11 protein-coding genes are annotated in these 11711 nt (G+C 59.2%); 5 read left to right on the top strand and 6 right to left on the bottom strand.

Annotation, left to right across the window (positions count from 1 at the left end; all coding sequences use genetic code 11):
- Window positions 1–91: 91 nt before the first annotated feature.
- The 4 genes from ACZ5YV_RS14640 to ACZ5YV_RS14625 are packed head-to-tail and all read right to left on the bottom strand — an operon-like array spanning window position 92 to window position 3056.
- Complete coding sequence (locus ACZ5YV_RS14640) at window positions 92–526, bottom strand: nuclear transport factor 2 family protein (protein WP_464789803.1); 435 nt, start codon at window positions 524–526, stop codon at window positions 92–94.
- Window positions 523–1335 (bottom strand): SDR family NAD(P)-dependent oxidoreductase, encoded by an 813-nt coding sequence (locus ACZ5YV_RS14635; RefSeq protein WP_464789802.1) that lies wholly within the window; start codon window positions 1333–1335, stop codon window positions 523–525. Before ACZ5YV_RS14635 ends, ACZ5YV_RS14640 begins: the two co-directional genes overlap by 4 nt.
- Window positions 1336–1365: 30 nt before the next feature.
- Entirely contained in the window at window positions 1366–2145 is a 780-nt protein-coding gene (locus ACZ5YV_RS14630; protein WP_464789801.1) for an SDR family NAD(P)-dependent oxidoreductase, read from the bottom strand.
- A 2-nt stretch (window positions 2146–2147) separates the two neighbouring features.
- Window positions 2148–3056, bottom strand: coding sequence for an NAD-dependent epimerase/dehydratase family protein (locus ACZ5YV_RS14625; protein ID WP_464789800.1), 909 nt, complete (start codon window positions 3054–3056; stop codon window positions 2148–2150).
- On the opposite strand from ACZ5YV_RS14625, the gene ACZ5YV_RS14620 reads away from it, so the two are divergent.
- A complete protein-coding gene (locus ACZ5YV_RS14620) occupies window positions 3012–3539 on the top strand; it encodes a winged helix-turn-helix transcriptional regulator (RefSeq protein WP_464789799.1) in 528 nt (175 codons plus the stop codon). The genes ACZ5YV_RS14625 and ACZ5YV_RS14620 overlap by 45 nt on opposite strands.
- Window positions 3540–3755: 216 nt before the next feature.
- Here the strand turns inward: ACZ5YV_RS14620 and ACZ5YV_RS14615 are convergent, their stop codons facing one another.
- On the bottom strand, window positions 3756–5363 hold the full coding sequence (locus tag ACZ5YV_RS14615; RefSeq protein WP_464789798.1) for a DUF5597 domain-containing protein: 1608 nt from the start codon (window positions 5361–5363) through the stop codon (window positions 3756–3758).
- A gap of 309 nt (window positions 5364–5672) precedes the next feature.
- Window positions 5673–6449, bottom strand: coding sequence for an SDR family NAD(P)-dependent oxidoreductase (locus ACZ5YV_RS14610; protein ID WP_464789797.1), 777 nt, complete (start codon window positions 6447–6449; stop codon window positions 5673–5675).
- Between the two features lie 523 nt (window positions 6450–6972).
- Between ACZ5YV_RS14610 and ACZ5YV_RS14605 the strand changes: the two genes are divergently transcribed.
- From ACZ5YV_RS14605 to ACZ5YV_RS14590, 4 genes are all read left to right on the top strand, one after another.
- Entirely contained in the window at window positions 6973–8955 is a 1983-nt protein-coding gene (locus ACZ5YV_RS14605) for a flavin-containing monooxygenase (RefSeq protein WP_464789639.1), read from the top strand.
- Between the two features lie 39 nt (window positions 8956–8994).
- Window positions 8995–9402: a VOC family protein gene (locus tag ACZ5YV_RS14600; RefSeq protein WP_464789796.1), complete on the top strand. Its 408-nt coding sequence runs from the start codon at window positions 8995–8997 to the stop codon at window positions 9400–9402.
- A 24-nt stretch (window positions 9403–9426) separates the two neighbouring features.
- Complete coding sequence (locus tag ACZ5YV_RS14595) at window positions 9427–10782, top strand: hypothetical protein (protein ID WP_464789795.1); 1356 nt, start codon at window positions 9427–9429, stop codon at window positions 10780–10782.
- Window positions 10783–10992: 210 nt separating this feature from the next.
- Window positions 10993–11685, top strand: coding sequence for a TetR/AcrR family transcriptional regulator (locus ACZ5YV_RS14590; protein ID WP_464789794.1), 693 nt, complete (start codon window positions 10993–10995; stop codon window positions 11683–11685).
- Window positions 11686–11711 lie beyond the last annotated feature (26 nt).

Raw genomic sequence — 11711 nt, 5'->3', positions numbered from 1 at the left:
AACGCCGACGATGCGGTATATGATCCGGGCTGGACGGGGTCCAACATGTGTAGCGCGATTTTGATTGCTTCCTAATGAATTGGGATTTGGGTCAGCCGTGACGAACCGTCACAGGCACCAGTTCCTCCCACAACAGTTCGAGCTTACGCCGGGTAAAGCGCCACGCGTCGCCATCACGACGCCATTCATCGAGATAACGGATCGTCCAGCGCAAAATCTGGTCCGCGTCGTTGAGCAAATGATCGGCGGTGCAATAGGTCTCCCCGCTGGCTCTGTCACTATCGATCATAACTGTCTGGTTATGGACGCGGTGGAAGGTCGAGCGGAACATCTGCGCGAGTCCGTCGATCGACATCAATGTCGCCTCCAGCCCTTCTGTGACGAAGCCCGGTCCTTCGATCCGGCAGTCGTCTGCGAGCACGGATCGCCACAGCTTCTTGTCCTTCCGATCCGCACCCTGAGCGTAAATTTCCGCTGAGCGCCGGAGTGCCGCTTCGTCGATCAGCTTGTTCATCGCGCCGCTCACAGGTTCATTCCGTTGCCGGTCACGATCGGCATATTGGTCCAGGTCCCTTTGATATCGCGAATCCATCCCGCCGCCGCCAGCGAACCGCCATCGACATTGATGGCCGTCCCCGTGACCCAGGACGCGAGTGGGCTGGCAAGGTAGAGCGCAGCGCCCGCGCAGTCGTCCGGATGGCCGAAGCGGCCGAGCGGCACCCATCTTTGCACATGTTCGCGATTTTCCTGCGGCACCATATAATTGATCGGGGTCTGGGGTGTATCCGTGGTTTCCGGCGCGATGTCATTCACCCTGATGCCAAGTGGCGCGAGTTCGAGCGCGAGGCTCTTGGTGAAGCCCGTTATCCCCCATTTGGCGGCGGCATAGACGGAGCAGTTGGGAATGCCGCGATAGGCTTCGATGGAGGTGATGTTGATGATCGAACTGCCGGGGGCCGATGCCTTCAGGAGCGGGAGAAGACGGTTCGTCACATGCATGAGACTGATCAGGTTGAGGCCGACAATTTCCTGCATCTCATCACGTGAAAGATCAGAAAATGCTTTGGCATGAAGGAAATGGCCGACATTGTTCACGAGGACATCGAGCTTGCCGCCCGTTTCCTGTTTCAGTCGGTCGGCCAGCGCATCAACCTGTTGCGGATCATTGACGTCGCATTGGATCGCCTTGCCGACGGTGAAATCGGCGCAGCGTGCCGGATCGATCTCTGCAATGAAGACCTGTGCGCCTTGCCGTGCAAATGCGTCGGCGCAGGCGCGTCCGATCCCCGCGCCGCCGCCAGTCACCAAAACCGTCTTGCCCGTGAAATCCAGCATCATCCTGTCCTCGATTATTATGTCTGCTGATCAGGCGCCGCCCAGCAGGTCCGGATTGCGCCGCAATTCCTGTCCGCCATCGACCGCAAAGGATTGTCCGGTGACCCAGGACGCAGCGGGGCTGGCGAGATAGGCCACGGCCGCCGCGATATCTTCCGGCTCTCCCGTCCGTTTGAGCGGCGTTTGCTCCAGAAAGCGATCGATGACCGCCGGGCTGGCGAACATGTCCGCCGTCGCGTCGCTGCGGGTGAGGCCGGGGCGAACCGCGTTCACACGAATGCCGAGCGCGGCCAGTTCGTCCGCCACCGTCCGGATCAATGCTTCCAGTCCGGCCTTGCTGGCGCAATAGGTGGCGAGCGCGGGGAAGGGGAGGGTCGCGGCCGTCGACGATATGCACACGATTGACCCTCCATCGCGCATTAACCTGGCCCCGGCCTGCATCGCGATGAAAGCGCTGGTGATGTTGAGGTCAAGATCCCGGCGCAAAGCCTCTACGCTGGTCGATAGGAAGGGACCGAAGCCGCCGCCTCCGACCGCAGGCACCAGAATATCGAGGCGATCTGCCATGGCATAAGCCTGCGTAAGCGCGTCGCCCACGTCCTTTTCGGATGTAGCATCACCAGCGAAGGTCGCGATCTGCGCTTCCGGAAAATCGCCGATTATGCGGGCGCGCGCTGCGTTCAGCGCCTCCAATCTGCGCCCTGTGATGAGCACGCGCGCGCCATCGGCGACCAGCGCCCGTGCGCAAGCCGTGCCGATACCGCCGCTGCCTCCTGTAACGACTGCCGTTTGGCCCGCCAGAGGAGCCATACTCATTTTGCCGACCGGAACTGGTCGACGACTTCCTGTACCGCGCGCGCGACATCGTTGCGGCGGTAGCGAAGGTCAGACATCGTTTGGGCGTCGGGCTCGTACCGCACCATGTTCCCGCGCCCGGTGAAGATGGCGGCGTCCGGCAACATGGGGTGTTCCTGATCTAGCGCAGGCACATCCACGTCATTCCCGGCGGCCTGGAAGAACAGCTTGAAATAGTCCGCAAAGCTCAGATTTTCGTCGCCAACCAGATAGGCTTTGCCATTTTCGCCCCGTTCCAGAGCGGCCTGGATCGCTTCGGACAAGGATTGGGTGGAAATGAAGTTGGTGCCGCCAGCAGGGCCGAAGGGCGGGATGCCCAGTTGTCCTTCGGCATAACGGGTATACGCTTCGAACATCGGCAAGCTCATGCCCGGGACGGAGCCGACAACGAACGGCGCGTCCAGGCTGACGACGTGGAAGCTGTCGTCCGCCAACGCGGCAATACCGTCGGTGGCTAGCTTGCGGGCGCGGATATAGACATTTGTTTCCAGCAGTTGCGGGGCAATATGCGGATAGAAGCTGCCGATATGGATGAAGTGGCGCACACCCGCCTGCTTGGCAAGCGCGGCGAACTGCGGCACCGCTTCGGCATTTGCGCGCAGGACATGCGCGTCATAATCGGCCCCTTGCGGAACATGGCGGATGTCGTTGCCCGCCGCGAAGACGATGGCATCAAAGCCGGTCAAATCCTGCGTCGTGAAGCTACCCTCAACATAATCGCCCTGCAAAAAGGGCAGGGGCGACAATTTGGTACTTTGTTGCGGGGGCTTGCGGCCTGAGACGGTGACGTCATGCCCCTGCGATGCAAGATGAAGGGCTGCATGGCCGCCGATCATGCCGGTGCCGCCGATGACAAGAATTTTCATGATAGCTTCCTCTCCACGGGCGCCTTGCGCCTCCTGATGAAAGAGGCCTACCGATTTCAGTTTCGATTTGCAACAAGGCACCGATTGGGTATTAGGTATCTTATGGATACCAAAGTGGACCCGCAAACCGCCCTGGAAATTCTCGAACTCGTCGGGAACAAGTGGACAATGCTCGTCACTTACAGACTGGGTGATGGCGAGATGCGCTTTTCCGACCTCAAACGCAGTGCAGCGCCCATCAGCTCCAAAATGCTGACGCAGACGCTGCGCGAACTTGAGCGTTTCGGGATGGTGTCTAGGGCGGTTCGGCCGACCATGCCGCCAAGCGTTGAATATCGGCTGACGGATTTGGGCAGGGGGTTCCTGGGAACGGTCAGTCAGATTTGTGACTGGATCGGTGACAATCATGAAGCGCTGGAACAGGCACGCGAGCGCGAGGCTGCAAGGGCGCAGGACAGTCGTATGGCGTTCATCGGCGTTTGACCCGCCCTCTGGAGCAAGGGCTCATATTCAAGATTTCTGAAAGCGTCGCGGCTGATACCAGTGATCACCGGGTCAAAGACTTCGAGGATGCTTCCGCTGATCTGCGTTTCGACGCGCCGTTCGATACGCCAGCCGATTCCAAGCCGACGGTAGGTCACCTGACAGTAGCCCGCCGCAGCCGTGAGGGGCGGACGTGCCGCCCCCCAACTTAGAGCCTCAATAGGTGGATAATTTTACGCGAAGGAGCGCGGGCTCTTCGTTGAAATTGAAGCCGTAGGAAATCTGGTCGCCATTCCAGCGGCGCCGCGCTTCCCACCGGCCGTTCACGAACGTCCCTTCTTCCGCGCTCAGGATCTGGCCGCTGACAGCGGGATCCGTCGGTGCGAACTGGAACCGGCTATATTGGCCCGCGACCAGGAATTCGTTGGGAGCCAACTGAGCAACGACCCCTCCGCCGACCGGTTCCTTGGCCCAGGGCGGCGGTTCCATGCCCGGCCAGGCGGGCACGTCGAAGTTGTTGTGCCCATAGGTCACGGAAATCTTCCAGCTGCCCATAGTGGTGGAGTCTTCGCCCGCGCTATTCTTCGCGGTGCCCCAAGTGGGATTTTTGCTGGCGATGGCCGCCCAGTCGCTCGCGATCGGACGGAACAGGCGATAGGGCGCGGCAAAGGCTTCGATCGTGGCCGCGTCCAGCTTCCGTGCACCCAGTGGATAGTTTGAATAGCTGGTCGCATCCATGCCGAACGGCGCGTAGCCAATGGCTCCACGACCTAGTGCCGACCAGAAGTAGCGCGCCGCCCAAGCCGCGTTGCTCGTTTCCGGAACGAATAGTGCGTTGTCAGGGCGGGTATAACGATCCAGCAGGCCTAGATAAGTCTTCTCCAGGGGTAGATAGAGATCAGGACCTATGAGGTCGAGCGCGGGCGCAACGGTTTTCCATATGGGCAACACATTCCAATTGGGGCCTCCGCTAGCAACCTGAGCTGCCATGGCCGTCCCCGTGGCGTCGAACACTGCTGCGTTTGTGTAGAGGGGAAGGTTCTTCTCGGCCTTGCCCGCGACGGCAACCTGCTGGACAAAGCGAGCATAGGTCCATGCCGCAAATGCCTGATCCGCCTCCTTGCCGAAGGCTTCCGCCCAAGTGCCGGCAGGCTTGCCGGACGCGATGCGGACGTCTTCGGGCACAGGCTGCGCGAACAGCTGCTCTGCTGCGGGCGAATAGTCACGCGCAACCCCATGGCTGCCGATCTCATTTTCGACCTGGACCATGATCACCGTGTGCTTGGCGTCCGCCTCACGCAAGTGCCGCATCAGTGCCGTGAAGGCCTTGCGATCCGCCTTGAGTGTCTCTTCGCCCAGCGGCGACAAGGTCATTGTCGGACGGCCATCGCGGCGCATCAGGCGGGGGAAGCGCTTGGTATCGTTCTTCACCCATTCTGGCGTGTAGGTCGATTCTCCATTCTTCCAGCTGCCAAACCACAGCAGCACCACGCGCATGTCATTCTGGCGGGCCTGGGTGAGCAGCGTATCGACCCAGCTATAGTCGAACTTGCCTTCGCTGGGTTCGAACTGTTCCCAGGCGACCGGAATCTCGATCGTGTTGGCGCTCAAAGCCTGCATCACCGGCCATATCTGGGGCAGTACCGAAGGATAATTGCTGGAATTATGAACTTGCGCGCCCAGCATCAGATAGGGCTTGCCGTCAACCATCAGCGCATGGCGGCCATTTTCAGTGCGAAGGCGCGGCATTTCACCGGCGGTCGCCTGTCCAGCGAGCGTAACGCCGCAAAGCATGAGCGTCAGATAACGGAAGGGATGGCGCACATAATCTCCTAGTCGACTTTCATTAGGCCCGTTTCAGGCAAGACCATTCGCAGGCCTTGCTACTTACCACGGGGCCAGGCGTGACAGGCCTTTTCCGGTCGTCGGCATGGCTAGAGCAGCCCTGTAAGCTACATCATTAGGGGCGGTTTTAGTGTGCGAGGTCGATAATGTAAACAACTACGTTTCATTTATGAGCGCCGGTCAACGTCCTCGTTCTGGCTCCCGAGGCTGGGCAACGGGTGGTGGGTAAGGGCTGTGGCATTCGGGAAGAATGCGCCGCGACCGGGAAGGAAGCCGCGATCCTGATGCTCATCCTCTTTGGGACGAAATGTTGCCGCCATCGACGACAATCTCCGACGCGGTGATATAGCTTGCCTCATCGGACAAAAGGAAGCGTACGACCCGTGCCACCTCCTCTGGATCGCCAAGGCGATTGAGCAGGATACGCTTTTCGAAATGCCCATGGGGCAGAGCTTCGACTGCGGGACGCATCATGGGCGTCATGATCTGCCCCGGTGATACCGAATTGATGCGGACGCCATCTTGGGCCAGTCGATCGGCCAGTGATCGGACGAGCGACAATATTCCGCCTTTCGCCGCGCTGTAGATCGGGTTCATGGCATTGCCGAGGGTTGCGTTGATGGAAGCTATCGCCACGATTGCGGACCCCGGCTGCGCCGCCAGATCCTGATGGAGCGCCTGAACGATGAACGCGAGGGAGCGGAGATGGATTGCTATCCCGCTGTCCCAGCTTTCCGCCGTCAGCCCATCCAGCGATGCTGTATCAACAACGCCAGCAGCATGGACCAGTCCGCCTGGCCTGCCGATCGCTTTCCGCGTCACTGCCAAAGCAGCTTCGATGCCACCAAGTTCACGCAGATCGATCGCAATGCCCGTGGACGCTGTGCCATGTTCCGCCACGATGGCGCGGGCCGCTGCCGATGCCTTGTCGCCGTCGATGTCCCACAGAGCAACAGGGCGGCCAATGACGGCCAGCGCATGAGCGGACGCAAGACCTATGCCCGATGCGCCACCGGTGATGATGACGGGAGAGGAAGGAGAGGCAATGGCGGGAGCGAGTGACATGTGAGAGAATTCCTTTAACCGAGCGACGAACTCTGTTTGTCCGGAATGTTGGCGAGACGGACGTTGCTAATTCGCAGCGGGCCGTCCGGCAGCGGATGGTTCCATATGCCGGTGAGTCCATATGAGAGATGGATAGTTGTTCGCAACTTACGTTGCCGACAAGCTCCATCGAGGAAACATCGCCAATGTCGAAAATTTTTCATAGATTGAATTGGCATTTCATGGGGAGCGCCCGCATGTCTAACGTGAAGTTACCATATGGGCTCACCAATTGATCCGACACGGAAAATGGGGATTGGCGCAACGTCCCCAATGAACGGCGAGATGAAGCCTTCGGTGAGCTTCAGCGGCGGATGATCCTGCGGATCGCCAAATGACTGAAGCCGAAATGACGGAGCAGACCAGTAGGGCGGCGCGGCATCACATTTGGCCGCCGTCGGCGAATGCCGCTTGATCAATTACACACTAATGTGTAATTCATTCTCATCGAGTCCGAAAGCGGGCACATATGAGGAGAAACGGGATGCACGAACGGGTGCTGGACATGAATGCCAGGGTCGATGCCGCGATCGATGCGCTGGACCCCACCATGGCGCTGATGGCGTTGATCCAGCTGACCGGCAATCGGACGCTGCTGAACCACTATTGGGATGCGATCGACGGTCGGCAGGAAGAGCTGGTCGAGACGTTCGTCGACATCCATGCGCATGAAGAACGGCCTGCCATCGATCCGGCCGTGGTCGCCGAGATCCGTGATCGCCTGCGCGTGGCGGTGAAGGCCGGGAAGCCTGCGGTCATGCCACAGCTGGACCGGCCGATGTTCAAGCGGATGAGCCGTTTGCTGCTGGGTCAGGACCTTCCCGAAATGTCGGTGGATGTTGCCTTCCAGCATGCCGGGTTCACCACCGACACGCGCATTCGCAAGGCGGCCGATGTCCCGCCCGCCGATTTCAAGGTTCTGGTTGTGGGCGCGGGCATGATGGGCATCAACGCCGCCATCAAGCTGCAGCAGGCCGGTTTTGACTTCACCGTGCTGGAGGCGATGGACACGGTCGGTGGTAACTGGCTGACCAACACCTATCCGGGCGCGGCGGTCGATACGCCGAGCCGCGTCTATTCCTTCTCCTTCGAGCCCAATGCTTCCTGGACGCAATTCTACCCGCGTGGCCCGGAATTTCTGTCCTATCTCGATCGCGTCACCGACAAATATGGTCTTCGCGACCGGATCCGGTTCGGCACCTGGGTCGAGGGTGCGGAATGGGACGAGAAGCGCAAGATCTGGACGGTGAAGGCGATCCGGAACGGCAAGCCGGAAAGCCATGAGTGCAACGTCCTCATCATGGCGGTGGGACCCAACAACAATCCCAATTATCCCAAGGTGAAGAATCTCGACAGCTTCAAGGGGCCGGTCATTCATTCGGCCGCCTGGGACCATTCGGTCGATCTGACGGGCAAGAAGGTCGTACTGGTCGGCACGGGCTGTTCAGGCGTGCAGGTGGCGACGGCCATTGCCGACAAGGTCGGCGAACTGGTGATCGTCCAGCGCCAGCCGGAACATATCATCCCCAATCCGCAGGCGCATGCGCCGGTGGCCGAAATCGAGCGCTGGGCGATGGAATATGTGCCCTTCGTCGCGCAGTGGAAGCGTCTGCAGGGCTTGCACAGCCAGATGCGCGACATGCACGGCATGATCATGAAGGATGAGGATTATGCCGCGAAGACGGGCGGCTTTGGCCCGATCAACGACGGCATGCGCATGATGTGCGAAGGCTATCTGAAGAGCCATTTCCCGGACGATCCGGAGATGGTGAAGTTGTTGACACCCAACTTCCCGGTGTTCGCGAAACGGCCGATCCTGGATTGCGGTTTTTACGACACGCTCAAGAAGCCCAATGTGTCGATCGTGCGCGGCGAACTGGCCGAGGCCGAGCAGGACGCGGTGATCCTGGCCGATGGCACGCGGATCGAATGCGACGTGCTGCTGCTGTCGACCGGCTATAATCTGCATTTCGGGCGGCAGTTCGACATTCGCGGCGCCGGCGGCGAAACTTTGACGGACGCGTTCGACCCGCATCCCTTCTCCTATGAAGGCATGCTGATCACCGGCTTCCCCAACTTCGTCTTCATGGGCGCGCCCTACAGCTATCTGGTCGCCAACCATGCCGTGGTGAGCGAGCAGCAGGTCCATTATATCGTCGAACTGCTGCAATGGATGGTGGACGATCATCTGTCGTCCTTCGATGTGTCGCCAGAGGCAACGCAGGCGTTCATCGACGATGTCGATGCGAACCTGGCCAAGACCGCCTGGGTCCAGTGCGGCAGTGCCCATGGCTATTATCGCGACAAGGGCGCCGACGGGCAGAAGAAGGTCATCCTCGCCATCCCGCGCCACAACTCGCGCATCTGGCATGTCCTGCGATCGCCCCGCGAAGAAGACTTCAACGTCACCCGCGCCGACGATGCCGCCAAGACCGCAACGCGCGAAATGGACATGCTGACCATCTGACCAGGGACAGTGACGGACAATCAAATAAGGAGAGATGCAATGGAACTTCCTTTCGGTGCGGAGCAAGATATCGATTTCATGTTCACGAAGTTGATCGTTCACGACATAGAAAAGTCTGACGCCTTCTATAAATCCGTGTTCGGGCTCGTCGAAATGAACCGCATGGAAGCGAATATCGCTGGTCGGGCGGTTGTGGAGATCGTCTACCAGCCGACTTACAAGGGCGGCCCGCTGTTCATTCTGGCGAGCTTTCCCGACGACACGCAACCTGCTCGCAATGAATCGATCATCGGCTTTGCGAGCGGAGATTTCGACGCTTGCTTGCAGCGCATCAAGAAGGCTGGCGGAACCGTGTTGGAAGATCGATCGATTCCCGACGCGGGGCGTCACGCTTTTGTGAAAGATCCTGAAGGGCACCTCCTTCAGATCAGTCAGCGGCACGGCTGAGTGGTTATGCAGGGACATATGCCGATGCACCGTAGATCGCTGCCTGATCGCAAGCTGTTCGACCAACTGCACCGGACGGTTGCGCCGGGCGATCATTATGGTCTTGCATTCCCCATCTCCCCAGAAATGCTGGCGGAATTCGGTGCGGCGTTTCTGACAGAGGCCTTTCGGGCTTCGGGGGTCATGTCCGCCGACAATGAAGTCACGGCAATAGTCGCGCTGAATCCGATCAGTGTTCCTGGAGCGTCCGAGCGGGCGCTTCTTACCGTAGCCTATGCGCGGGACGAAGAAGGATTGCACACCGAACTGTTCGCCAAGTTTCCCCCGGCGAATGCAGATCATAAATTTGGCCTGATCCGCCTTGGTAGCGGCGAGATCGATATGCAGCGCCTTGCGCCTGAAGTTGATCTTCCGGTCATGACGGCGAAATATTATTTCGGTGACTATTCTGGTAGCACGACCAATTATATCCTGATTACGGAGCGTATCGCCTTCGGCGTGGCGCCGATCGAGCCCGCTCATCGCAAAGGATATGATCACGAGATCAGCAATGTCGAGGATCATTATGTGCTGCTGGCACGATCGTTGGCGGATCTGGTAGCGGCGCAAAAGCGCGGCGCGCTCGGGACGGACATCGAGAGAATATTTCCCTTTGGAGAAGCCGCGCGCGACTTCGATCCGATACCCGATGCCACCGCCAAGATCGCAACGCTGGAGAAATTCGTCACACGTACCGCGCCACATCTATTCATAGATGAGGTGTCCGATCCAGACTTCATGGCGCGTTGGCGAGAGGATGTGCTGTTCGGGCTGGAGCATAAGGATGCGGTTATCGCCTACCTGCACGAGGACCGCGACTATACTGGCCTTTGCCACCCCAATCTGAACGTGGATAACGCCTGGTATTGGCGCGAACCATCGGGCGAACTCAAGGTCGGGTTGCTCGATTGGGGAGGCGCGGGCCAAATGAGCATCGCGCAGGCGTTGAGCGGCATGATGATGATGCCGGAGCCGGAAAGATACCGGGAATTGGTCGACCTAGTCCTCCGGACCTTCACGGCTGAATTGGAGGAGAAGTCCGGAATCCTGTTGGATCCCGTCGAGCTACGCCTGCAATATAAAGCGTCGCTCTATTCCACGGCTATCTGCATGATCCTGGATATAATCGCCGGTGTCCTTGATCAGGTTCCGGCAGATTTCTGGTCATCAATGCAGAACCGTTCGGATCAGGCATTGATGGATAGTGGACTGCTGCCCGCGATAATCTGGGTCGACAATATATTCCGCGAATGGTGCGAAGACATCACTCCTGGAGATGCATGCCGCCAGATCGTTGCGCCGCTCCAATCCGCGAAGACTTTATCCGGTCAAGGTCGCTGACGGCATCGACCTTGATCTGTCTATAGGCCCGAGCCTGAGCTGCTGTATATGGGTGGGCATGGAGGATACCGGTCGACCGACGGCACAAGAAGCCATGGCGGTCGGCGCCGACTGCGCCGGGGCGTTGATCCCGGTGCAGCGTGGAGAGTTTACTTGTGATGATGGTTCGAAAGGACATAAGGGGCATAGAGTTTAAGCTTTGGGTGGGACATGCCGCTTACGGGAAAGACGACAGAAAAGGCGGATTCCGGTGAGGCAAAGGCCGCCGAGAGGCTGACGCCCAATCGCCGAACCGGCCGACCGCCTAATAAAAAGGCGGGCCAAATCGATGAGGCGATCCTGAGCGCGGCGCGGGATCTGTTCCTGTCGGTTGGATATGAGGCGACGACCATGGAGGCGGTAGCGCAGGGGGCAGGGGTTTCCAAAAGGACCCTGTATGCGCGCCATTCGACCAAGGAAGCGCTCATGAAATCGGTTGTGGAAGACCGTGTGCGTAGATGGTCGAATGAAGCAAGCGCCAATAATGTCAATCTTCCGCAGGAATTTTCCGAACGCCTGAAACATCATGTCAGGACTGCGATGGCTTCATTGGGAAACCCGGAAATTCAGCAGTTCGATCGACTGATCCTGGCAACAGCTTCGCGGTTTCCCGAAATCGCCGAAACCTTCTACAAGATCGGATATTGTTACGAACTTCAGTTCCTGACCGACGAAATCACCGAGGGAACGAAGAATGATCCGGTTCCTGCCGCAAATCCACAGCGCGTCGCCCGGCAATTGCTGAGCATGATCCAGGGATGGCGCCGGACGGAAGAAACGATACGGGTTTTGAGCCGGGAAGAAGCAGCGAGTTTCGCTGACGACGCCGTCGATGTTTTGTTACGTGGGCGGGACAGTTGGTAATCATTCACCCAAACGGCGTTGGGCGT

The sequence above is a fragment of the Sphingobium sp. TomTYG46 genome (genome assembly GCF_055396345.1).
This window is presented reverse-complemented; position numbering and strand designations above follow the sequence as displayed.

Bases quoted from the DNA above. Each gene is read 5' to 3' on its own strand.
- ACZ5YV_RS14635 (WP_464789802.1), bottom strand. From the start codon at position 1,335: ATGCTGGATTTCACGGGCAAGACGGTTTTGGTGACTGGCGGCGGCGCG.
- ACZ5YV_RS14630 (WP_464789801.1), bottom strand. From the start codon at position 2,145: ATGGCTCCTCTGGCGGGCCAAACGGCAGTCGTTACAGGAGGCAGCGGC.
- ACZ5YV_RS14620 (WP_464789799.1), top strand. From the start codon at position 3,012: ATGGCCGCCGATCATGCCGGTGCCGCCGATGACAAGAATTTTCATGAT.
- ACZ5YV_RS14625 (WP_464789800.1), bottom strand. From the start codon at position 3,056: ATGAAAATTCTTGTCATCGGCGGCACCGGCATGATCGGCGGCCATGCA.
- ACZ5YV_RS14610 (WP_464789797.1), bottom strand. From the start codon at position 6,449: ATGTCACTCGCTCCCGCCATTGCCTCTCCTTCCTCTCCCGTCATCATC.
- ACZ5YV_RS14605 (WP_464789639.1), top strand. From the start codon at position 6,973: ATGCACGAACGGGTGCTGGACATGAATGCCAGGGTCGATGCCGCGATC.
- ACZ5YV_RS14600 (WP_464789796.1), top strand. From the start codon at position 8,995: ATGGAACTTCCTTTCGGTGCGGAGCAAGATATCGATTTCATGTTCACG.
- ACZ5YV_RS14595 (WP_464789795.1), top strand. From the start codon at position 9,427: ATGCACCGTAGATCGCTGCCTGATCGCAAGCTGTTCGACCAACTGCAC.
- ACZ5YV_RS14590 (WP_464789794.1), top strand. From the start codon at position 10,993: ATGCCGCTTACGGGAAAGACGACAGAAAAGGCGGATTCCGGTGAGGCA.